This is a genomic window from Arthrobacter sp. AIWTK1 (genome assembly GCF_056680535.1).
This window is the reverse complement of record NZ_CM155287.1, coordinates 1926208-1949029: the sequence shown is the minus strand read 5'-3', so window position 1 is coordinate 1949029 and position 22822 is coordinate 1926208. Positions and strand designations below refer to the sequence as shown.

The following is a 22822-nucleotide window of genomic DNA, read 5'->3' as shown; positions in this document are numbered from 1 at the left end:
ATGTTCACTGCACCGCTCGCATCACTCACGGGCTGGACCTGGGAGCACAAGGTGGCGTCCGACCTGCCCGCCGCGCTCAAGCTCACCTTCCCACCTGCCACTGGCCATCCCGCAGTAAGCGGCTCCGGGCCGTCCGCTGCACTGCGCTTCCCGGCGACCGGCCGGTGGCGGCATGCGCAAGACTCCGGCAGCGACGTGCACTGGATCTGGGGCTCGGCTGCGGATGTACTCATTCACGGCGACCTGCGATCCCGGCTGCCGCTAGGCAATCCGCTGATAGCCCTGAGATTCACCGCCAACGCACACGCGACCGCTGACACCGGTGAAAAGAAAGGCTCCCCGCTCGGGAGCCCTGTGACCCTGGACGGAAATCCGATCAGCGTCGCAGAACTAACGATCCTCGCGGCCCTGTCAGGCAAGCCCGGCCTGGACACCCTCGGCATACTCCGATACCTGGGTTCCGCACTCAACGCGGAAGGCCTCAGTCCGGGTACGCCCAGTTTGGCTGACTTGCTCACCGGCTTGGCCGCGCTGGAGCAACCCTTGCGGATCTTAGAACCCGGCGGGAGCCCCGCCGCCGGGCGAACCATCCAGCTGACCGGCGGTGCGCCAATACCACTGGGGCCGACCGGCGACGCACTGACGGCACTGGGGCTGACCCGGGCTGACCTCGCCGGCGTCACCGTCGATGTCGGCAACGGGGCTCAGGTAATTGCGTCGGCAGACGGTGTCGCTTTCCCCAACGGCGTCGTGCTCCTCACCCCGAACTCCGACACCGTCCACGTCGCGACCCTCGACGAATGGCTCTCACCGCAGCAGTCCGCAGCCCTGCAGCGCTTCACCCGAGGCAACGTGGTACGGCCGTTCGTGGACGGCCCCGACCACTTCGCCGATCTATTCGCCGAACTGAACAAGGCGATCGACGCCGGACCACAGGGTGCGTTCTACGTCACCGGGTACTCACTGGAACACGACGCGAAGCTGGTACCGGCCAGCGACACGATGCCGCGGCGCACCGTCGAGGAAATCGCTACCGCAATGGGCGCGGCCGGCGGCGACCCGCGCTTCCTGGCGCTGCAGATGCTGCAGCTAAACCCCGGCTGGGTGAGCGACGCACAGACCGCCGGTGCACTGGCAGCGGCGCTCCTCTCCCTCGCTGGCGCCGTCGCCACAATTTTCCAGGACGACCCCGACCAGGCCACCTTCTTCGGGCACACCCAGGCCGTCGCGGTCGCACTCTTCCTCGGCTCGGCCGACGTCGACTCGATCATCGACGGCTTCGAACTAAATCGCGGCTCCATCGATGCGCTCGACGCCATCGCCGGAGTCGAGGCGCATCTGGACCCCGTGGATGCCGAGACCGCCGACAACCCGATCGCCCAGCCCGGCAACACCCTGGTGGACTTGGTCCTGGACGCAACGCGCAAATTCACCGTCTTCCACCAGAAGATACAGGTGGTCCACAACGCCGACGGCATCCACGCATACTGCGGAGGCATCGACTTGGCAGCCAACCGCACACAGGACACCACGCACGCCTCTAAGGCGCCCTTCCACGACGTGCACGCACGGGTGAACGGTCAGGCCGCAGGCGAACTTGCCACGACATTTATCGAGCGCTGGCGACGCGCTTCGCCCACCGTACTCGCACTCGACAGCGCCGGCGCCCTCGCCGATCTGCCCACCGGCGGGCCGGACGTGGTGCAGGTGGCCCGCACCTACTTCCGCCCGGCGCCCGGATCGGGCCGCGGCTTTCCCACATTCGCCCCGAATGGGGAGAGCACGATTCTCGAAACACTGGTCCAGGCCATCGGCCGCGCCCGCCGGTACATTTTCTTCGAGGACCAGTACCTCACTCCCCCGCCGCGGATCCGGGACGCACTCGTGGCAGCGGCAGCACAGGTCTCCGGGCCGCTGATCATCCTCATCCCCTCAAGCCCGGACCAGCCCTTCGGCGTGCCCCGCCGTCAGCAGTTCATCGCCGACATGCGGGCCGCCTGGGGCGACCGGTGCAAGGTCGGGTATCTCCGCAAAAAGTTCTCCCACACATCGACGACCACCGACTCCGCCTCTGGCCGCCTCTGGCTCGCTTCGGAACTCGCTCCGACCGAGGACATCGTCGTACTGCGCCCGGCCGATCGCGTTCCGGCCACCCCGTTCTGGCTCACCATCGGCGACGAAGTAATGCGTGCCTACCAGACTGTTGCCGGCGCCCCCAATCTGGCGACCCGTCGACTGCACGTCGACCGTGCCGGGGCGAGTCGCCTGTTCACAGGTGCCAGCGGCACGGAACGCAAAGCGCACGCAGTGGATGCGGCGGTGAGCACCGGATCGTTTCCGGCAATCTACGTACACTCCAAGATCATGCTGATCGACGACGCATTCGCCTCCATCGGCTCGGCCAACTCAAACCGCCGCGGCTACTACTCTGACGGGGAGTGCAACATCTTCGCTCTGCGAGAGACCGTGTCCGACGGCGCCGACAACTGGATCCGCGACCTACGGAGCGCGCTTTGGGCCGAACACCTCGGCATCACACCCGAATACGCCCGCGTCGCACTACGGGACCCGGCTGCAGGGTTGGCACTCTTCGAGCGCAAATTCACCGTCGGAAACCGGTTCTCCGGCTTCGAGGCCCAGCCGTACACGGCTGAGTTCGACCTCGCCGCTGAGTTAACCGAATCTACATCCGTACTGACCACCATCGCCGCCGCCGCCACCGTGATCGGCGGCGTCACTGCGGCCATCGCTGGCGCGCAGGCGGACGCAGTCTTCGACACCATCATCGACCCAAGCAGCCACCTGGAGACGCCATGAGACTGGCCGACTTGTTCACGTCGTTCGCTGAGCAGTGGCCGGACGACATCATCAATACCTCCTTCCCCTACACCGGCGATGCCGAAGGAGCGGCCGGTCAACTGGCCGACGCGATTGAGGTCGAGGATGCCGCGACTGAGGTGGGACCGGACGGCACGGTGACCGTGACGGGAAAACTTACACTGATCGAAGGCCAGCCGCCGGCTCCCGTGCGCCTGGTTAGCCATTTGTTCCCGGAGTTGGGATTCCTCTTCGTGCCGACTGCTGCATGGTCCACGGATTTTCGAGTCTCGAAGCCTATCGTCGGCGGCAGCACTGTGCAGATCGACACGCTGCCCTTGGAGGTTCGGGTACCGACCGGGCTGTTGAGTGCCCACCCCGACCAGGAGCGCCGTGGAGCGGACATCGGGATTACGCTGGCCGACAATGACCCCGAGTCGGTGATCAAACGTGATTTCTCATTCCTTCTTGACGCGGCCGGTCAGGTGCACCTGGAGCCGCACTTGCCTATCAGCGTGGGAGCGTGCCGATTCTTCGGCGTCCCGGTCAACGCGGTCCACGAACTGACCCTCCTCTCAGCGCCGGATGCGGCCCGGGCGCAGGCCGACTGGATCGTGCGCGACCTCGCAACCGACGCAATCCCCTTCGGCGGCGGTGCCCTCGGTTTCGGCGGCATCGAACTCGACTTCACACACACCGAAGGGCCGCTGCACGATCTCAAGTCTCGGCTACGAATCGCCGATGAGGCACAGTTGGTCCTCGAAGATATCGTCCTGCCCTCGGTGCTCGCCCCAGTCCCTTTGCATGGATCCCTCGGCCTGCGTCGCAGCCTGGACCCCGACGAGGACTTGTCCGAGTTCCTGACCTTCACCGACGCGCCCCTGGTCGTCCCAATCGGCAGGGACCTCGATCTCTTCCTCAGCAAACTCTTCTTCCGAACCCCGTCACAGGAGGAGGACTGGTGGTCCGGCCTTACACTGGAGGGCGGTATTTCCTGGCCGGGCGCCGGCGGCGAATTCGAAGTGGAGATCGGACTCGTTGACGGCGACATCCTGCGGGTGTCCTTCGCACATACCCCGCCGCCGGTCGGCGACGACATCCCGGTCATCCGCCTGGATCTCTGGAAATTCGTCATCGATATCTTCCGCGTCCGGCTCGGGGTTTCCCTGCAGGAACTGTCGAAGGACTCGCCCAACCCCGGCGCGGCGATCCAAGGCCTCACGGACATCATCATCCGCGAGAAACCGGGCGAAACGCCGGGCGCTGCCGGAGCGGTAAAGGTCGATACGGAAGATGGCAGGCCCTTCGAGGCGGCGCTCACCGACATCGGGTGGGACCGTGGCAAACCCTCCGGGAACATGGTGATGCCACGCGGAGCACAGCTGCGCCTGCACATCTTCGTGCTGGAGCTTCACGAAATGGGCCTGGCCTACGAGAACGGCGCCACGTACTTCTCCCTCTCTGGAGGTGTCCGCGTGGACGTCGCTCCCTTCGAAGGCGCAGTTTGGTTCATGCGACTCCGCGGCAAGCTCGGCGGCAACCCCGCCGCGCCATCATTCCAGCTTGGTGGTCTCGGTCTAGCCATCAAGATTGAAGAGGTCGTGGAGATCACGGCTCACGGGAGCTACCGGGACGAACTGCTGCCGGACGGCACCCGCGTGCAGGAACAAGGTCTCGGTGGCGGGATCGTCATCTACGCCGGTGGCAACAAGTGGGGCCTGACGCTGGACCTGTTCTGGGGCACACGCACCCCGGTCAACGGCGACGCAGAGAAGTACTTCCTGCTCTTGATCGCCCTGTTCGGGATGATCCCGATGGGACCGCTCGAACTGCGCGGCATTGAAGCGCTCTACGCCACCGGCCTTACGCCGAAGCTCGATGAGGGAGACCGGCAGGCCGGCGAACTGAAATACTACAGGTGGCTCAAACGCGCCCGCCCAACGGGGCTTCCTGAAACGCGAGGCCTGGAGGCCTGGAGGCCAACCCGGGACGCATGGGCGTTCGGGCTCGGACTAGGTATCTCCACGACCGGATGCGGTTCGGTATTTCAGCTGAAGGCATTCGGCGCCGGATTCGACGCGCCGACCACCGCCGGGCTGATCATCGCCGTCGAATTCAGCATGTTCAAAGCGAAAAAGCCCCTCGCCATCGGTGTGTTCGAGTACGACTTTAAGACCGACGCCTTCGTGTTGATGATCCAAGTGGACGTGTCGCTGAAAGACTTCATCGACAACTTCCCCGAAAGACTGGCAGAAGTCCGACTCGGCGGCACCATCACCATCGGCAACAAGCCTGGGCTGATCGCGCTCGGCCGGCTCAACAACCCGGACAGCTGGATCGGCGGCAAGCTGAAATTCACCCTCGCGAAAGTCTTCGACCTAGTAAAGCTCCGTGTGGGGATCTGCTTCGAGTGGCAGGAGAACGCCCACGTCGGAGGCGGTCTCGCACTTACGGTCACCCTCACCAGCAACATGGGCGTGATGGCCCTCCAGGGTTGGGGCGCCCTCGAAGTGCTGATGCGGTACATGCTCTCCGGCACCAACGATTTCGTAGCCCGGCTGCGGGTCGAGGCCGGGCTCGCGATCATCCTCTTCGGTTTCCTCCGCTTCGGGATTAGCGTCGAACTCCTCGCCGAATGGCTGGCGCACGTGCCGAACTACTTCGTGTTCCGGTTCACCCTCCGGCTCGAAACACCCTGGTACCTGCCCGACTTCTCACTGACGGCAGAGCACGTCTCAGGCGAGTTGGAGCCCGCTGAGCGCGCGATCGCTACCAGCGGCCTGATGCAGGCATCCACCCACACGCTGAACGGAGTCACAGCAGCACGCGTACGGCGTGCCGACTCCCGCCGAGGCGGCGAGCCCACGGAGGTGGTCTCGGTCAGCGACCTCAGGGGCCGGATCGGTGTCTGGCAAGGCGACGCCCAACCAATTCCGCTGGATGCCGTAGTCGAAATCAACTTCTCAATGATGGTCATTGACGCCCTGGGCATCGGTCAGGTCAATCCCGACCTCGGCATCCAGACAGCAGGCGACGGCGACCTGGCACTCAGCACCCGCTACACACTTGTCGGCCTAACCATGCGGCGTCGGCCGCTCGCTGGCGGGGCTTGGACAGACGTAGAGAGACTGACCGACGCCGCCTCACCTCGAAATTTCCGCTGGTCCTGGTACGAGGACGTTCGAACCCAGGGCCAGGTCGCGCCGAAGACGCTGCTGCTCAACGGGCGGGCACCGTTCACCGTCGGGATCGACACCCCGATCGCCGACGCGGAAATACTCGAAGAAAACCCGTTCTACCCGTGCTGCCAAGTCCGCCCACCCGATGTCGCCCGCTTCGACTTCGCCCCCGAGCGGGTGGGTACACTGCCCTCTGGCTTCCTGCGCACGTTCCTCTATGAGGATCGCGCGACCCCCGCACCAGTCCGCGTCCGCGGCACCGCCTGCGCGGTCAGGCCGCCGCAAACCTCCGGCGCGACGGCGAGCCGAGTCGGCTTCTTCGCACCCGCGGACGAGCCCGTCGCCACAGTCAGCGCCAACGAAGACCTGGCTGCGGCGGTAGTCCGGATAGCCGTCAACGGAGAGCAGAAGGCACAACTGATCGTGTTAACCCTGGACACACAAGGCAATGAGGTGGCACGATCGCAGCAAAACACCGGCGCCACCGGATTCCAGGACATCCCAATCAACCCAGGCCGACCCTTCCGGACGATCCTGCTCGTGATCGATCCCCTAGGCCGGGAGCCCGGCGACACAACCATCCCGGCCACCGTCATATTGGACTCGGTGGAGTGCGTGACCCAAGCCGACAAGGCCCGCTACGAGCAGGAATCCAACCGTTGCCAACGGCTCAGCACCGAAGGCCACACTCAGCCGGTCACTTTCCTGGCTCGGCACGAGTACGAAATCGACCTCACCACCACAGTCGAAGTACGCCATTCCGCCACCGAATGGGAGTCGGCGACCATCACGGAGACCGTCGGCTTCGTCACGGCCGGGCCGCCGGGACTCAACGAAACGCCGGAGCCGGGCCGGGAGTTGAAACCGTACATCGTCAGTCATGCGCCCGGCGGACGAGGGCTCACCTACCGCGAGGAATCAGTGCACCTCGTGCTCTCCGACGCGCTGCGGATCTTCGGCCCCGGCGCCGGCACCGGTGAAACCGGCTTCCGACTCCCGGTCACCATCGCAGTCGAATCATCCTTCGACAACAACCCGGAAGCCCACCAGGGCAAAAGCTCCCGCGCAAGCGCGGACTGGTTCCTGGCCCATCGAGCGGAGCCCGATCCTTGGGTCTCCGGGGCGATTCTGGACATAGTGGCAGCCCATTCTTTGGATGGCCGCGCCGGTCGCTATCGAATGCTGACCGAGTCCTCCAACGGAACCTGCCCTCCAGATGACGTATGGACCGAAAAACAACCACGAGTAGGAGTCGATCCGTTCGACCCGTCCGGCCGCCCGCTCTGGGAGCCACTGGCCGCATACGTCGCCGTCCTGCGGTTGGCCGGCAGTCCCGTTGTCGAACGCGACCCGTTCGTGGCTGCCGACATCACCGCGTTCTCCGCGGTCACCGGCGCCTGGACCTTCACCGGGGGCGCGCTGAGCGCCACCGCAACCACGACCGGACACTTCGGCGAAACCACCTGGGATCTGTACCGCACCGACGTCCGGGGCCACGTCGCACCCGGCGGCGAACTCGGCATCACCGTGCTCGCCGACCCGGCCCAAACCGCGCAAGGCATCCGCGTCCGCATCCGTCGCGGCAACGATGCCACCGGAACGTTGGTCGTGGACACGGCGGCCGGCGTCCCGATCGAAAACATGCCGCTCACCGGTCTGGACGACCGCACCGCACTCGCTGTCGAGGCGTTCGCGGACTCCGTGCGGTGCCGAGTCGGCGAAACCGTGATCAGCGTGCCCCGCGAGACCCGGGGCACCGGTGAGTGCGTCCTGCACGCCACACAAGCCACAATCAGCGCGCTGACGGTTCACGGACTTGACATGTACAGGCAGCCATTCCGGACGAGCCGCTACGAAGGATTCGCCGAACATCTTGCCTCGTGCAACGGCGTAGAGCACTACGACACCGGACCGGCGGCCGAGTCCTTGGCGGGAGTCCTCGCGCGCCTCAGCGGTGTGATCGCCGCGGCTATGACCCCGAACGCCTCCCCCAGCGACAAGGAATCCCGATTCTCTGACGTCGCCAGCGCCCTCGCTGTGCCGCTGCGGGAGGACCCGGACCTGGTCCACCTGACCTGCTTGGCGTCGCCCTCGGATCGCTGGCTGCTTCTAGAATCACCCGAACCGATGGATTTTGCCGCGGAGATCGCCCTGGGACTGGCCCGGAAGGTGGTGCATCCCGGCGTCCCGCTCGCCGATCGCGCTCGTCTGGGCGCCTTGATCGAGGCCGCTTTGCAGAACCCGATGCCACTGCGCCCGACGATCCCGCAGCGCACCGGAGGGGTCCGCGGCCTCGTAGTTCCCGATGGTCGACCCGGGTTCCGGAACCTGCCACGTTCTCGTCGCCCCGCATATCTCGCCCGGCTGGAAGGGAAATTCCTGGTAGTTACCGACTTGCGGACGCAGGACGAGGCGAGGGTCCGGGCTCCTGCATTTAGTCCCGAAGACAGGGCCATGTTGGCCGATGTTACGGTTGAACTAAACGCTGGGCTTCGCATCATCCGCTGGCGTACCCCGACCACCGTGGAGTGGGTTCCAGTGCCGCTTACAATAATCCAGAACGCGCCGGCCACGCATGCGTTGCTGCTTCCCGGTCCCGGCTACCTTATCGGCGGGGCGTACCAGTTGAGTATGGCCCTCACCCGACGTTGGTTCGACACAGTGGCCCCGGTCGGCGCCGGGAACGCATACCTGGACGACAGCGTGCTCGACTTCAACCTCCCCTGACGTGGATTTTCTGACGCGGCTTGCGAATAAGTATTCGGTCCGGTCCTCGCCATCGACACCTTCACTGACGAGCAGGACGCAGTAGCCAAGGCCAAGGCCAATTCCACGGAATACGGGCTCGCCGCAGGTCTCTGGACCAAGGACGTCTCCCGCGTTCACCGTGTGACCCGAAAGCTTGAAGCAGGCACTGTCTGGACAAACACCTACGGCGTTTTCCATCCCCCCTTCCTTTCGGTGGCATGAAAGCCTCCGGGTTGGGCCGCGAACTCGGACCCCAAGCCGTCGAACACTACACTCAGTCGAAAACGTCAGTCATTCATTTGATGGCCGACTAGCCTCTCCTGGTGACGGGAAGAGCGGGCGAAGACATTCATGTCCACGCCCGCCTTTCCCGTTAAATAGTCCCTACGTCCGTACCCGGCACGATAACCGACGAACGGGTCCGGAAATTCGTCCCGTTAGAGCACACCCCAACCTGATGTCAGGCAGGTAGCCGAAAGGCTGTCAGAATAGGGTCCGATTCGGCACTTCTGACAATGGCTCCAGAAACTCTTAGACCGCAACCTGACACCTGACGCGTCCCTGGCGGCAGCGCGAAACCTGGCAGGATATGAGCGTTTCCTATGGGTGCCTGGTCCAGTGTTCGACTGTGCCGTTCGGCTTCTCGAAGCCACAGTTCGGCATGCCAATCCGTGCAGGCTGATTGCAGGGCTTTCCTATTTCGCCGTGGATCAATTCAGGAGAGATGAGGGAGCAACGCGGTGCTCCGGTATTCACAGACAAGCCCGTCGTCCAACATGCAGAAGTCGCCCTCGCAAGCCAATCCGGCGCACGCCTAACCCAATGCATTTCCGACGCACCCGTCAAAATTTGACGACGTCATGCCGCCCCGCTCCCCCACCGCCATGAACCACCAGAAGCAACATCGCTGTTTGTCATTCTGATCCCCATCATCGCTGGGCAGGTCCTCCGCACAACCAGGGCGCCAACGCGCCGCTCACGATCCAAAGTTTCGTTCGGCGCTCCTCCGTCGCTTATTTCCTCCCGAAACTTTGAATCGCTCCCGGTTCCCCAAGTTGCACTCCGGACCCTAAACCCAGCGGTGACTCCGTTATCAGAACGACGCACAAATCTGACAGACACATCCGGTGCCCGCCAGTCGCTGAAGGAGAAGGAACATGGAACCGCTCACCATCAAAACACCAGCCGACGTCCTCAGTTTCGTCGGGCACACCCTCGGCTTCTGGCCGCACGAGAGCCTCGTGTGCATCACCCTGGACAACAACCGCGTCGGCGCAACCCTCAGAGTTGACCTCCCCAACCGCGAGGGCGGTCTCCAGTACGCCCGTACAGTGGCCGACTACCTCGCCCACGACGCCAGCGCCGCCAGCGTGCTCTTCGCCGTCTACACCTCCGAGCCCCCGAAACCCGGGCAGCCCAAACCGCACGCAGCAACCATCGCAGCACTGACGTGTGCGCTGGCCGAACGCGGAATGACCATCCGTGACGGACTCCTCGTCGGAGACAACACCGTCTCCCCGAACGACGGCGATCCCCAGGACGGACTGACACTCCCGCTGAACGCGACCCAGTCCAGCCAGATCAACGCCGAATTCATCTACCGCGGCAGCACCATCGCACCGACCAACCACATCACCCTGCCGGCCTCGACAAAAGAAGGCCGCACAGCGGATGCCGTCGACGAGGACGTGAAAGCAATCCACCGGATGAACCCGGGCGAGGCCCTCGAACAAGCCAGGACGCTCTGGGACGGCATGCTGGACGCGATCTGCTACCCGAACGACGATGAGACCATCAATCTGATTGCCAACTTCCAGGCCCCCGCCATCCGCGACCAGCTCATGGCCGATATCCCGGGAATCGACGAACCGATGGACCGCGTTCTCTTGGCACAAACACACGGCGCGCCCCAGTGGTCCCGGGTCGAATGGGCACAACAGCTGCTGCTCCACGCCTACACGCACAGCAGCACCAAACACTCCGCCCCCATCCTCACCGCCATCGCCTTCGTCAACTGGTGGGAAGGCCGCGGCAGCAAAGCCCACCAGTTCCTGCAGCTCGCCCTCGAAGCAGACCCCGCCTACCGTCTGGCCAGACTCAGCGACCTCATGATCGGCTCCGGCATGGTGGCCGGCTGGAACATGGACAAAGACCGGGCCTTCCGGCCCTGGGGCCTCGAAGCTTCCTAGCCTCGCAGTTATAGGGATACGGACGACGACGGCGGGCCGTTCCGGAGCCAGTTCTCCACCGCAGCGTCCCAGCCGTCCGGGTCGGAATTCCACTCCTGCGTATGCTCCGCGGACGGGAAAGTGAGAAGCGTTGCCAGCTCCGGGCGCCGGGCGGCGAATTCCCGCGAAATGGCAAAGGGTGTCGAGCGGTCTCCTTCATTGTGGATGACAAGGATGGGAGCACGCAGTTCATCCGCCCGGGCCAAAAAATCCAGGGCATGAAAGTTCAACGGCACGTCCAAGCCCGTGATCCAGCGCATTCCGGATGAACCCAGCATCTGCAGTCCAAGCCGGGCAACCCAACCGGGAAGTCCACTGGATCGGGCGTTGTCCATCAGAGTGCTGCTCCAGTCAACAACGGGGGCATTGAGGACGAGCCGGGAAATGAGGTTCCGGAACTCCGAGGATGCCGCCAGCTGAAGAGCGATTGAGGCGCCGAGGGACCAGCCGAAAAGCACTATCTGGCATGCACCCTGCCCGACGGCATATGACACCGCAGCTTCGACATCGTGCCATTCGGACTGTCCCAAGTGATACCGGCCGTCCGCGGAAGCAGGCGCAACCCGGTCGTTCCGGAGCGAAACGACCAAAGATGTGTATCCCAGTCGGTCCGCAACGGGGACGCCGCGGAGCGCGCCGGCTTTCGATCCGCCCAGGCCATGGATATGGATGGCCCACGTGGAAGCATCCCGCGACACGTCTGTCGGTGTGAACTTCCAGGCGGGCGCCATGCCGTTCTCTACTGGAATCTGAACGTCAGAGCATGGCAGCCCCAACGGTTCCGGCGTAGAAAAGACGTATCCGCTCCAAATGCCGGCCTTGGCAGTCATGAGATCGCCGGAGTCAACCCGTTCAACGCGGCGAGTTACTGTCCCGGCCGCATCGTCAGAGGAGACAATCTCTCCGATACAGGCATGCCCTGTGCCTTTGGCAAACCAGATGCTGTAGCGGCCTGGTGCCGTGGTCCGCGCCGATGCCGGCAACTCCACCATCAACGTTTCGTCGGCGGCCTGGAACACACGACGGATTTCCAGATCTTCTTTCCGCAGCGTCTTTGGCACCACAACTTCCCGAGCAAAATAGGCCGCCGCGAGGCTGGCGACAGCGCCGGCAATGCCACAGCCTATGGCCACGGCTGTGGCGGCCCTACGCATCGGCGTCGCTTTTGGGAGATTTCAGGCGTTCGTCTATGGCCTTGCGTAGGCGCAGTAGGGTCTCCGGAGAAATGCCCTGAAGCTGCCTCGCAGCGAAGTTTCTCACGCGGTTTTCCCGCAGCGTTCGCAGTAGTTCGAGCTGCGCGTCCACCAAGTCGGGAACCTCGCCGTCGTCGTCCAGAAGGTATCCGGGGTCAACGCCGAAGAATTCGGCGAGGTTCCTCAAAAGCTGCGGGTCCGTGGCCATGGAACTGTCGCCGGCACGCATGTAGGCCCAGCGGGAGCGAGACAACGGCGTTCCGCGGTCCGACATGTGCTTGCTTATCTGCGGATATGTCAGGGGCGCAGAACCCTGGGCCTCAAAAAGATCCAAAAGGAGATTCAGCTTCCGCGCGAGTTTCGCCTGCGGCTGTTCGGAGATCCCACCGTCGCTGTCGGTCACGGAGTCGTGCCCCCTTTCCGTGACAACCTTGGTCGCCGAGTTCCGGATCCTGCCAACCGAGTTCCGAGATGCTGCTCCGCTTTACTGAGTGCATCCAGATCATCTTGACTCAGTAATTGGGCAAGGTGCGGGTCCACGAACAGTGCGTCCTGGATCTCCACCAACATCCGATGCAGCCGACGCTTGGGGGCATCGTGGCGATCAGTCGCAGTTTGAGCCAAATTCAGCCGGATCTCGGCTCGCTCCGAGGTTATTCGGTCCCAGGGCCCAGCCAGTCGTTCGACAAGGACAGCTGCGGCCCGGGCATCAGACCTACGCTCCAGCCGACGTGCGACGGGCGGCAAGGCCAGACCCACGCAAAGGAAAACCATGGCGCCCACTTCCGCGGCATCGTAAACGTAGGAGAGACGCGTCATTGCCCCGAGCTCACCCATGAGATGAAGAATGTTCATCCCCAGCACGGCAAGGACCAGCACCACAGCCAGCGCGCAGCCCAGGCCGATCAACACGAAAGCGACACGGAAGTACGGCCTCGCCATCTCGCCGCGGAACCTGAAACAGGTAAAGCCGGTGATGGCCACCACCGCGCCGATGTAGAGGAACTGAACACTTGAGTACACGGCCGCCGGCCACTGGCTTCCAAAATCCCTCATAAAGGAAGTCGAAGTCCGCGGAGCGTCAACCAGGCTGAAGCTGACAATCAAGGCCACAACGACAATCCCGAGAACCGAAAGCCCTGCTCTGTTGTGAATGTCCACTGTCTCGCTGACGTCGGCGGCGCGCAGGATCGCACGGGACAGGAAGTAGATACCGACAACCATGAAGATATTGGCTATGAGGTCCAGGAGATTGCGGTTCCCGAGTAGCTGGTCCCCCGCGATGTAGATCCGGTCAACGTTGAGCGTGAGTGCAGTGGCGATGGTTACGGCCGCCACCAGGATGCTTTGGTCTTTACGCCGCTTCAGATCGGGCAGGAGGCACAGAGCCAGGCACCAGATCACGGCTGCGGCAATGTCCTGAATCATCCGAAGATCCGTTCAAACGACCGCGGCTCGAGGCTGCTGTCCCGGATTGCAGCGGCAAAAAGGTCCGCCAAGGTTTCGGCAGCTGCCTCGATGTGGTCCAGGAAGTCACTTCGCCCCAGGATCCGAGACACCTTCTCGCCGGAGAGGTTGGGAAACAACGTCTCCGCATAGTTTGAGGACACCACCAACTCATCGTGTCGAAGCACCATATGGCCCAGTTCGTGAAGGATGAACTGCTGTCGATGTAGTGCCGACGGCGTCGGCGCGTGCAGGATTATCTCCGTGCTGTCCGTGGACAGCCATAAACCGCAGACCGATCCTCCGTTGAGGGACTCGGAAACATCGACCTCAATCTGCCGATGCCGGAGGTTCTCAACAATCGAGATCAGCCGTTCCAACGAAAGACGGCTCGGAAGATTGAGTGCGAGGAAGCCTTCCGCAGCGCATCGCGCCGGCGAATATTTGGCGGAAGCTGTGCCGTCCATCGGAACCCCCATCCTGCGGCTGCCGAAGTTTGCCGCCCGGTCGCCATTCAATCCAACGGCCCCTCTTCCAAGACCGTCACGAATCGCCTACCTTCCATTGAACGCCCATGCTCTGGACATGTCCAGAGCTGGCCAAGCCTGGAGTTTCCGACACCGCCGTCCAACTGCCCATCGTTGATATGCAAGTTATTACTTGCCTATAGTGTTTGTCATGGTCGATGTCTTCCGAGCTCTCGACGACGAGACTAGGCGTCTGGTCCTCGATGAACTGGCAGCGCGCGGCGGCCAGACCCTGTTCGAGATCTGTTCCGTGCTCACGATGCGGCACGGTCTCAGCCTCACGCGACAGGCGATCTCGCAACACCTCGGCGTGCTCGAGTCGGCCGGCCTCGTCGAGACGGAGAGGCGCGGACGTTCCAAGTTGCACTACTTCAACCCCGAGCCACTCGCCGAGATCACGGGACGATGGCCCACCAGAAAGAGGACCGAACAACGAAAATTGCCCTGACGAGCCTGTTCGTCGACGATCAACGAGCAGCGCTCGCCTTCTGCACCGAGGTGCTCGGCTTCACGAAGCGCCATGACATCCCCCTCGGTGACGACTTCTGGCTCACCGTCGTGTCGCCCGACTCCCCTGACGGTCCGGAGCTGCTTCTGGAGCCCGCGGGCCACCCTGCCGTGAAGCCTTATCGGGACGCCCTTGCAGAAAACGGCATCCCGCTCGCTCAATTCACCGTCGACGACATCGAGGCCGAGCACGCCAGGCTGACCGGCAAGGGCGTGGTGTTCACACAGCCGCCGACTGACATCGGCACCGCCGTTGTGGCCGTCTTTGATGACACATGCGGCAACCTCATCCAGCTCATCGAAATGAAGCCGGCGGAGAAACCTGCCGACGCCCGTTGAGGGATGGGACCTACGATGCTTCCATGAGCGACTCTGAAAACGACGCACGCGAAACTTACTTGTGCCCCACTTCCTAGCAACTGAGACCCCGCACTTTCATCGCTGGGCCGACATTTTGCCGCCTTTGGCACCCCTCTAACGGGCTTTCTTATGGCCGGGCCCTATGACACACTCGGGGCCGCGGCAGCGGACGCTGTAAGCACTTTTGGGATGTTCCGCACGCCGACCGCTCAACGGGCAAGCCGCTGATGTCGTTAACCGGACGGTAAGCATTGGCGCTGGTGGAGGCTTGCTACTCAGCGCTAATTGGAGGCCGATTTCATGCGGAGTTCGTCAGCCTCTTCCTCCGTAACGATTCCGACGAGCTCGGCAATCTTCACGACGATGTCTTCCATGGGCTCTTCGGCCGTGCTGAATCCACCACGCGACGCGAGTGTCGGGGTGACCTGGTCGAGCTCCTCGAACGTTACCCCGTGCATGACTGGTACTAAGAGGCTCCGGCGCAGCAGAGCGCTGAGCTCGTTGCTCGCAATGCTGCGGTCTGTACGCAGCTTGTCGAGCATGGCGGGCGTCACCAGCACGATCCCCATGCGCGAACTCACCAATCCACGGTCGATGGCTACTCGCATGTCCGTGCCAGGTCTCAGGCTCACCTCACTGAACCACACCGACACGTTTTCTCCGAGAAGCAACTCGTAGACGTCATTCGCGGCCGCCTGACGGTCAGGCCAGGCATGACAGAGGAACACGTCATTCACCTGAGTCCGTAAGACTGTCGCCGCGCGGACAGACTTTAGATCGCGCACCTGCTGCTCCGTATACGAGGCAGTCGACCCGCTGGGCTGCCAAGCCGGGCGGGCGACACCACGTCCCCCGCCCCCGCTACCGCCCGACAGGCTCCCGCTCCTACGTACAGGCGCGGCCGGTGTGGGGTAGGACGGGTACGACCGAGGCAGCGAGTATGAAGAACGCCCATAGCCGGACGAGCATGCAGGGCAGTTCGCCCGACCGCTTGCAGTGCGGTGGCCATCTCTTGGAGCTGTGCATTGAGCCATGCGCTGATGATACTGCAGACCTACGACACCGAGTGCAGCAATGGCCCCGTCGGTGCCCGCAAGCCGATCCCCCAATCGGGCGATTAAAGCGTCCGGTGGGCGACCGGACTACGGGCACAGGCTGGATGTGATGATAAGTCGATGAGTCATGAGATGTTTCAGTACTTGCCTTGGCCCTTCCCTAATAATGAGTTTCCTGCCGATCTGGGGGTAGTGGTCATGCGTTCAGTTCTTGACGGCGTTATGCCGGCACTTCAGGTCCTTCATGATCCAGAGGGCGGGTGGGCTATTGCTGACGGCATGGGGGATCCGAACGATCAAAAGGGTTTGGTGGTTACGCATATCCGGCATGTAACTGACCATGATCCTTCCCTGAATGAGCTGGCGACAATGCCTCCAGGAACAGAGGCTAACCGCGAGAGCGTCAACGACGTTTGGGAACTTTCTGATTTCGCCTGGGATGAGTAGCACGGTAGCCGATGCGGGCTCACTGGAACGGTGGCCCCAAAGGTGCGGAACCAGGCTGTTAGTGTCCGCGAAGGATGGGTTCTCGGAGAGGAAGGATGGGTTCTCGGAGAGTCTGAGACGATGCAACAATGACGATTAGCGGCGCGCACGCAACTGCATCTTTCGAGGAAGTCGTCCGCGAACAGCAAGTCTGGACGATCAGGGATACTAACGGTTTTCCAGCCCCGCTCGGAAGCGATGGACTTCGTAGCATGCCCTTCTGGTCTCTGAGTTCACGAGCAGAACACATCATCTCTCGTGTCCAGGACTATGCCGGCTTCGAAAAAGTCATGATCCCTCTCAGCGAGTGGCGATCAAAGTGGCTGCCCGGCCTGCAACGAGATGGGCTACGTGTGGGGCTCAACTGGTCCGGCAACCGGGCAACCGGCTACGACGTGGAGTCAGCCGCGGCCCTGGCGTCCTTAACCGCTCGCCAACCATCCGAATAAGTGCCCGGTGGAGGGGATAGGCAGGGGCCGTTGGCTTTCCCTGTTCGACTTGCATGAATATGCCAGCCCCGGCCGAAACCGTCAGGGGCTCTGTGTAGAGTCTCGCGAGGAAAGACTCGAACAACGAAAGGGAAGCAGAATGGCATTTTTGGGAGGCGGCAGGGACGAATACACAGTCCAGGCCGGAGAGCTGAATCAGAACCACATTGGATCAAGCTTCGGAGTGCAGACGGGGGGTTCAGTTCTGTACGGCGAACTGGGATCGATTCGCCTCTACCCCACTCACGCCATGCTGGGACTGGCCGGCGTGGCAGAGGAACCTCTCCGACTCGAACTCACGGACAATCTCTACTTCACGCACTACCAGTTCGAAAATCAGGTATCCAGGCATCTTGAGGACTTCAGCACCCACCTGCGGGACCGCAAATAGCTGAATGTCCTAACGCTCCTGCGGGAGGCTTCGCTTCTTGAACACGAACGGCCGGCGAATGATGCCGGCCGTTCCGCGTCTCGCCCTCTCGTGAAGTACTGGATTGAGTGTCCCGTTGCTGGTTTGCCCGCAATATCCGTCGTTTTTGACCGGAGTGAATAGGGCACCTTCACCGGGCAGTTTGCGGGTGGGGCCTACCGCAGCATGTTGTCCCACTGAGGTTGCTGGAGGATCGGATTACGGAACAACGCGGGCGAGCATCTCCCCCGGACGCTCCCTAGACGAAGCGAGATCCCCTGGGGCTGCGCGCCCAGCGTGTTGTGGCGGCTGATCTTATCCTCGGACGCGGGCATGAGGAAGGGCCGGACATACGACGTTCGACCCGTTGGGTAATCGCCGCAATCTTCTTTGGCTTACTACCACCTCGCTTATGATTCGACAGTGATACACATTCGTTGTCCATATGTCTCAACAAGATGCCCGGGTTTGTGCTCGCAATTGATAGCCCCACCTGCGGAAGGTAATAGATGAAATTCCGGGTGGTCGAAGGGTTCGGGACCTACGGCAGGCTCCCACATGAGACCTTGGTCATATTGAGGCGTGATTCTTGGGATGACTTCAGATTCAAGACTTCCTTCCAAGTGGAAGTGGTGCGACAGGTCGGCGATCCAGTCCACCTTGGACTTGTAAAGATCCTCAGAGCTGGTCAACTGACGGGCCTCACACCGTTCGAAGCCAATGAATTCGAGGCGTTGGGCGATGATTACTGTTCGCTTGGCCAGGACATCGAATACTACGAGAAGCTGGCTGCTCTTGCTGACGAAGAGCGGGTCGTCTTCCTGCGATCGATTCGGGATGCCGCGACCGATAAGGAGATAGCCGCAACATTTGAGAGCGAAGAAGGCTGGGGCACGTCGCTACTCCGATTTGGGCAGGCCGAGCACACGCTTGCTTCCGCAAGTTCGCTCTTCGATGGAACGGCACCGTCCGAAGGAGTAGTTTCCTTCACCCATCGAAGCCGTGACCTTGATGCAGAGATCTGTTTCGATTTTGATGATTCGAATGCGCTTCCCGGACGTTGTAAGGTCTTGATCGGCTACAACGGGGTCGGCAAGACGCGGTTACTCGCCGACCTAGCCAGGGGAACAAGCAAGGTCGGACAGTCTCCTGAGCTCCATGGAGAAACTGAGAGTCTGTTCAGCGCCGTCGTCGCGGTCTCATACAGCGCGTTCGATACCTTTGAACTCCCCCCATCGGCCGGCCCTACGAATAACGCACGTGGCGATACCGATTATGCGTCAACTACAACGTACTTTGGATACACGTACTGCGGACTTCGCCGCCTTGAAAATGGCCAGGCGAGCTCCCAGCTGAAATCCATTCATGAGTTGACTGTCGAGCTTTCAAGCGCTTTCCGGACAGCGTGCACTCGCGACTCGAATGCACTTAGTCAAGCACTGGGAGACCTAGAGCTGGACCCCTCGTTTGGACGATCAGGTCTACGTCTTTCGGAATGGGTCGAGGTCGGTGAGTTGCCTTACGAAAAACTGGCGATGCTCAGCGCCGGGCAAAAGATTGTAATCAACATCGTCGTCCAACTGGCTGCACATCTTCGCAAGCGTTCTCTAGTTCTGATCGACGAACCGGAAACGCATTTGCATCCCTCACTTTTGGCAGCTCTCTTACGGGGTACTCAAAGACTCCTCGACGGCTTCGATTCATTCGCGATCATCGCGACGCACAGTCCCGTCGTCCTTCAGGAGGTGCCTGCCAAAGACGTGCAGGTGATCGAGAGGTTCGGCACAATCGTTCGCGCTGCTAGCCCTCAGCTTGAGACCTTCGGAGCAGGGCTTGGAGAACTTACGCATGAGGCGTTCGGACTCGATAACTCTGTATCCGACTATCGCACTGTAATTCGCGAACTCGCCAAAAAGTTGAGCCTCGACGAGCTTGAAGAGCTGTTTCCCCTGGGGCTTAGCAGCCAGGCGCGAGCACTGGCCTTACGCGCTAGAGGGGCTTCACGAACTTCATGAGGACTCTTGCACTGCCTGTAATCGACGAACGCGATCTTTATGATCGCCTGCAAGCTCGGCGCAACAGTGACACCGCAAACGTGCTCGCTGATGCCAGGGAGACAGTGTTCGGAGCCTACTCCCAGTACAAGCCCGGGGAGCTCTGCAGTCTGTCGACCGTGATCGAAAATGACGATACGGCCGAGAAAATCCGCTCGAATTACGCGGTTCTGAGATCAGGTGCGCTTGCTGCTGATGGTGCGATGATCTTGGCGCGTAGCAGGATTTGCTGTCTTTGTGGTCTTCGTGCCACAAGCGAGCTCGATCACTACCTTCCTAAGCAGATTTTCCCCGAGTTCGCTGTGTACACGGTCAACTTGGTTCCTGTGTGCGGCGTCTGCAACAAGCGGAAGGACGAAGAATATATGACCAGCTTGGGCGGTCCTGCGTTCATCCACGCCTACCTCGATCAGCTTCCGAGCTCGGAGCCCTTTCTTCGGGCAACCTTGAAGTTTGACGACGGTGTTATTCCTTCATTCGAGGTCGTGCCAGCACCGGGGCTACCGGACGAAACTTACCGGGTTCTCGCTCGCCAGTTCGACCACTTCCATTTAGATACGGTCTATTCCGAAGAAGCAGTTGAGCTGCTCAATGAGAAGAGGGAAGCTATTGAGGACTACTCTTCTGAGTGTGGACCTGTCGGCGTGGAAAAATACCTGCACCGCGAAGCGCGGAGCGCCGCCCGGCACTTAGGTCTGAACCACTGGAAACCTGCCACACTCACTGCGGCCGCCGAGTCTGCAGACTTCTGTGGTGGTGGTTTCCGGCTTCTGAACCTCGAACATCCAACCGCAGTCCTTGACGGTGCAGAACTTAGTTTTTGAACGACAGAGGTTGCGCAGCCGAGCAACGAGCCAATCCCAGCGCCAGTAACGCTGTCCCTGCGGCACAAAAATCCAGTTCCCAATCCGTATGCACGGAAGACAACCGATACTGCAGTTGTGAACGGGAAGACTGTGTGGGTAGTTCGCCCAATCGCGCAACGGCTGGGTGTGCCCGAGTATCAAGTGACGACAGCGAAGACCAATCAGACTTTGGGGGAACATCTATGAAGATTTCGCGAAAGGTTCTTGCTGCCAGCGCTGCCCTTGCATTCATGGACGGGACATTACTCGCGGCTCAACCTGCGTTGGCTGTCGACGGGTATGCCCACTGCAACTTCTATATCGGCGAGGCCAGCGTGGGAGCCATTTGCAACTCCAATGCCCCGGGCACGGAGTATCAGGTTGTGGGCAGGTGCCGTCATGTTCCCACAGGCACCGAGGCCATTGTGCCCGGGCCCTGGAAGTGGCAGATGCCGGCCACACAGGGCTTCAACACGTCGACTGCAAGCTGCCCGACCGGCTCCAGGCCGGTCGAGGTTTGACGCAACCTGCGATGAGCGGTCCGCACGCTGATGGGGTCTCCTGAGAAAAGGACTTAGCGTACTCTGACACCGTTTCCTCAAGCGAGACCTAAATGAAGGCCGGCGCGCCCTGATCCCCGGAAGAAGACCTTGCAGTGTTGAACAGAGGGCCCCTGCCACATGCCGGCAGAGGCCCTCCTTGCTGAAGAAAGAGTTAGCGGGAGCGTCCCACTTCCCTCTGGCGCGAGGACGTTGACATCGCAGGCTTGCGTGCCTTAGGGGCCGATGACGGTCCGTGTGCCACAGCATCAACAGGTGAGCGGCCCTGGCCCCGGTCAGCGTGCAGTTGGGCAGCTACAGCCTTGCCGTCCGCCACGTTCTCGAGGCTTGCTGCGCCGGCTCCACGGGAGTCGGCCGAATCCTGGAAGGGAGTTAGCTAGCAGGCTGCTCGTCGGGGAGCATGCCAAAAGCGTCCATTCAGGCGTGTAGTTGGGCTGTCCCAGTTCCTTGATTGTGGGACAGCGCCGATAGGACACTCCCCCGCTGCCCGGGATCCGCGGAAACTCGCGTAACCTGACTGTCTCGTAAGTTATCCCAAATCTCCCGCCACAATCACCCGTCACAGCTACAACTTTCGGTATGGTTCCGGGCATGGACATTCGGTATGCGCGAATATCGACCGCGAAACAAAATCTTGCCCGGCAGCTGGACGCTCTGGCAGCCGCCAGCATCAGGAACGAACACATCTTCGTAGCCAGGAAATCCGGAGCCACCACCGCCCGCCCCTGACTCCAGGAAGCACTGACCCACGCGCGGGACGGTGACGTCCTGATCGTGCACACCCTGGACCGGCTTGGCCGCACAGTGCGGGACACCCTGAATATGGTCCACGACCTCAAAGAGCGCGGTGTAGGTGCCCGGACCCTGGCTGATCCCCTCGCCATCGACACCGCCGAACCTGACTCACCTCTGGCCCAGCGGGCATTCGTCATGCTGACCCTGCTCGGGCAGATGGAACGCACCTGCGCTCCGAACCATGCCGCCGCCGCTCCTTCGCGGCCTCAGCCTCTTCAACCCCACCATCCGTGGACTCCTCGAAATGCAACATCAATTCGAGGAGCCATTCATCGCAGCAAATTACGGACAGGCTAGGCATCACAGCAACAACATCGATGAAGCCATCGCCGAAACACTCCGGGCATACAGCTCTGGCAGGTCGGCGCCGGGGCGCTAACACGCCCAAGCTCAACGTTTCGGGCTTGTGTCAGGCCCGAAAAATCGTCTTGTCGTGGCTCGGATCAGGCCGATCGCAGTCACGTGCATGACTCTCCCTCGATGACTCTCTGCGGCCGTCGGCGACGGCCGTTCGTCTCCACGCCCCTAACCCAACCCCCTCCAAGCCTCACTCCCTCACACCTCTGGCATCCAAGGCATTCACCGTGAGCGCGGACTCACGGCAAGTCATGTCGTAACCGGAGCTTTCAAAGATGAACCAACGTGAGCGGGAAGACTTGCGGTGAATGTGGCGACAGCTTCGCGCCGTTGCGCTCGTCTCAGCGCTACTGTTCCCCGCGCTGCGCCAACAGACAACGCGATCGACGACGGCGGCACCTAGTCTCTGCGTTACGCCCAAATCCCGCCACGACCGTTCAACTCCGGGATACCCTTGCCGAGTCCGGCCCGGTCGTCGCCCACCGCAAGTCGCGGGCCAAGCTGGCTGACGCTCTCGCTGGCAGCAGGCAAGGCCAAGAATCCCTCCGCAACCAACTTCGGGCTCAAGCTGTAGACATCGACCGACTCGAAGCCGAGAACACCGAGCAGCGTGACGTCATCAGGAATCTCCGTGCCGACCTGGCACGACTCCAAAATATCCAGCAGACCGATTCCCACGACCTGGTTCACCTCGGCGGCAGGCTCCTGGCGGTCTCCCATGCCACCGGTGTCGAGCTCCACAGCAGCACGAAGTCACTCTTCCGCCGC

16 protein-coding genes and 2 pseudogenes are annotated in these 22822 nt (G+C 61.9%); 12 read left to right on the top strand and 6 right to left on the bottom strand.

The features are described from left to right. The 4 genes and pseudogenes from AC1MDG_RS08935 (at nt 1) to AC1MDG_RS08920 (ending at nt 10933) form a co-directional block, all read left to right on the top strand. Nucleotides 1-2817 carry a phospholipase D-like domain-containing protein gene (locus tag AC1MDG_RS08935; RefSeq protein WP_479808590.1) on the top strand — a complete coding sequence of 939 codons (2817 nt, stop codon included), beginning with the start codon at nt 1-3 and terminating at the stop codon, nt 2815-2817. Beyond that, nucleotides 2814-8723 (top strand): hypothetical protein, encoded by a 5910-nt coding sequence (locus AC1MDG_RS08930; RefSeq protein ID WP_479808589.1) that lies wholly within the window; start codon nt 2814-2816, stop codon nt 8721-8723. The genes AC1MDG_RS08935 and AC1MDG_RS08930 overlap by 4 nt, the downstream gene beginning before the upstream one ends. Before the next feature lie 51 nt (nt 8724-8774). Next, nucleotides 8775-9058: pseudogene (locus tag AC1MDG_RS08925) on the top strand (aldehyde dehydrogenase family protein). Nucleotides 9059-9901: 843 nt separating this feature from the next. Continuing rightward, on the top strand, nt 9902-10933 hold the full coding sequence (locus AC1MDG_RS08920; protein ID WP_479808588.1) for a DUF4192 domain-containing protein: 1032 nt from the start codon (nt 9902-9904) through the stop codon (nt 10931-10933). An 8-nt stretch (nt 10934-10941) separates the two neighbouring features. Here the strand turns inward: AC1MDG_RS08920 and AC1MDG_RS08915 are convergent, their stop codons facing one another. From AC1MDG_RS08915 to AC1MDG_RS08900, 4 genes are all read right to left on the bottom strand, one after another. After that, complete coding sequence (locus tag AC1MDG_RS08915; protein ID WP_479808587.1) at nt 10942-11670, bottom strand: alpha/beta hydrolase family protein; 729 nt, start codon at nt 11668-11670, stop codon at nt 10942-10944. Between the two features lie 448 nt (nt 11671-12118). Beyond that, nucleotides 12119-12568, bottom strand: a complete 450-nt coding sequence (locus tag AC1MDG_RS08910) for a hypothetical protein (protein ID WP_479808586.1) — start codon at nt 12566-12568, stop codon at nt 12119-12121. After that, on the bottom strand, nt 12565-13593 hold the full coding sequence (locus AC1MDG_RS08905; RefSeq protein WP_479808585.1) for a hypothetical protein: 1029 nt from the start codon (nt 13591-13593) through the stop codon (nt 12565-12567). The genes AC1MDG_RS08910 and AC1MDG_RS08905 overlap by 4 nt, the downstream gene beginning before the upstream one ends. Continuing rightward, nucleotides 13590-14078: a hypothetical protein gene (locus tag AC1MDG_RS08900; protein WP_479808584.1), complete on the bottom strand. Its 489-nt coding sequence runs from the start codon at nt 14076-14078 to the stop codon at nt 13590-13592. The genes AC1MDG_RS08905 and AC1MDG_RS08900 overlap by 4 nt, the downstream gene beginning before the upstream one ends. Before the next feature lie 211 nt (nt 14079-14289). Here AC1MDG_RS08900 and AC1MDG_RS08895 point away from each other — a divergent pair, with 211 nt between their 5' ends. Together AC1MDG_RS08895 and AC1MDG_RS08890 are read left to right on the top strand one after the other, a co-directional pair. Continuing rightward, a complete protein-coding gene (locus AC1MDG_RS08895) occupies nt 14290-14586 on the top strand; it encodes an ArsR/SmtB family transcription factor (protein ID WP_479808583.1) in 297 nt (98 codons plus the stop codon). Beyond that, nucleotides 14544-14984: a VOC family protein gene (locus tag AC1MDG_RS08890; protein WP_479808582.1), complete on the top strand. Its 441-nt coding sequence runs from the start codon at nt 14544-14546 to the stop codon at nt 14982-14984. The genes AC1MDG_RS08895 and AC1MDG_RS08890 overlap by 43 nt, the downstream gene beginning before the upstream one ends. 302 nt (nt 14985-15286) lie before the next feature. On the opposite strand, the gene AC1MDG_RS08885 is transcribed toward AC1MDG_RS08890, so the two are convergent. Further along, nucleotides 15287-16039 carry a toll/interleukin-1 receptor domain-containing protein gene (locus tag AC1MDG_RS08885; protein WP_479808581.1) on the bottom strand — a complete coding sequence of 251 codons (753 nt, stop codon included), beginning with the start codon at nt 16037-16039 and terminating at the stop codon, nt 15287-15289. Between the two features lie 141 nt (nt 16040-16180). Here AC1MDG_RS08885 and AC1MDG_RS08880 point away from each other — a divergent pair, with 141 nt between their 5' ends. The 6 genes and pseudogenes from AC1MDG_RS08880 (at nt 16181) to AC1MDG_RS08855 (ending at nt 21994) form a co-directional block, all read left to right on the top strand. Beyond that, a complete protein-coding gene (locus AC1MDG_RS08880) occupies nt 16181-16507 on the top strand; it encodes a hypothetical protein (protein WP_479808580.1) in 327 nt (108 codons plus the stop codon). A gap of 128 nt (nt 16508-16635) precedes the next feature. Then, on the top strand, nt 16636-16995 hold the full coding sequence (locus tag AC1MDG_RS08875; protein ID WP_479808579.1) for a DUF2750 domain-containing protein: 360 nt from the start codon (nt 16636-16638) through the stop codon (nt 16993-16995). A 139-nt stretch (nt 16996-17134) separates the two neighbouring features. Then, nucleotides 17135-17425 (top strand): hypothetical protein, encoded by a 291-nt coding sequence (locus AC1MDG_RS08870; protein WP_479808578.1) that lies wholly within the window; start codon nt 17135-17137, stop codon nt 17423-17425. A gap of 527 nt (nt 17426-17952) precedes the next feature. Continuing rightward, the gene (locus AC1MDG_RS08865) at nt 17953-19458 is read left to right on the top strand and encodes an AAA family ATPase (protein ID WP_340533402.1); all 1506 of its coding nucleotides are present in this window, start codon (nt 17953-17955) and stop codon (nt 19456-19458) included. Continuing rightward, a complete protein-coding gene (locus AC1MDG_RS08860) occupies nt 19455-20321 on the top strand; it encodes an HNH endonuclease (protein WP_479808577.1) in 867 nt (288 codons plus the stop codon). Before AC1MDG_RS08865 ends, AC1MDG_RS08860 begins: the two co-directional genes overlap by 4 nt. Before the next feature lie 1160 nt (nt 20322-21481). Then, a pseudogene (locus AC1MDG_RS08855) lies at nt 21482-21994 on the top strand (recombinase family protein). 471 nt (nt 21995-22465) lie between these two features. On the opposite strand, the gene AC1MDG_RS08850 reads toward AC1MDG_RS08855, so the two are convergent. Further along, the gene (locus AC1MDG_RS08850; protein ID WP_479808576.1) at nt 22466-22795 is read right to left on the bottom strand and encodes a hypothetical protein; all 330 of its coding nucleotides are present in this window, start codon (nt 22793-22795) and stop codon (nt 22466-22468) included. Nucleotides 22796-22822: the final 27 nt, after the last annotated feature.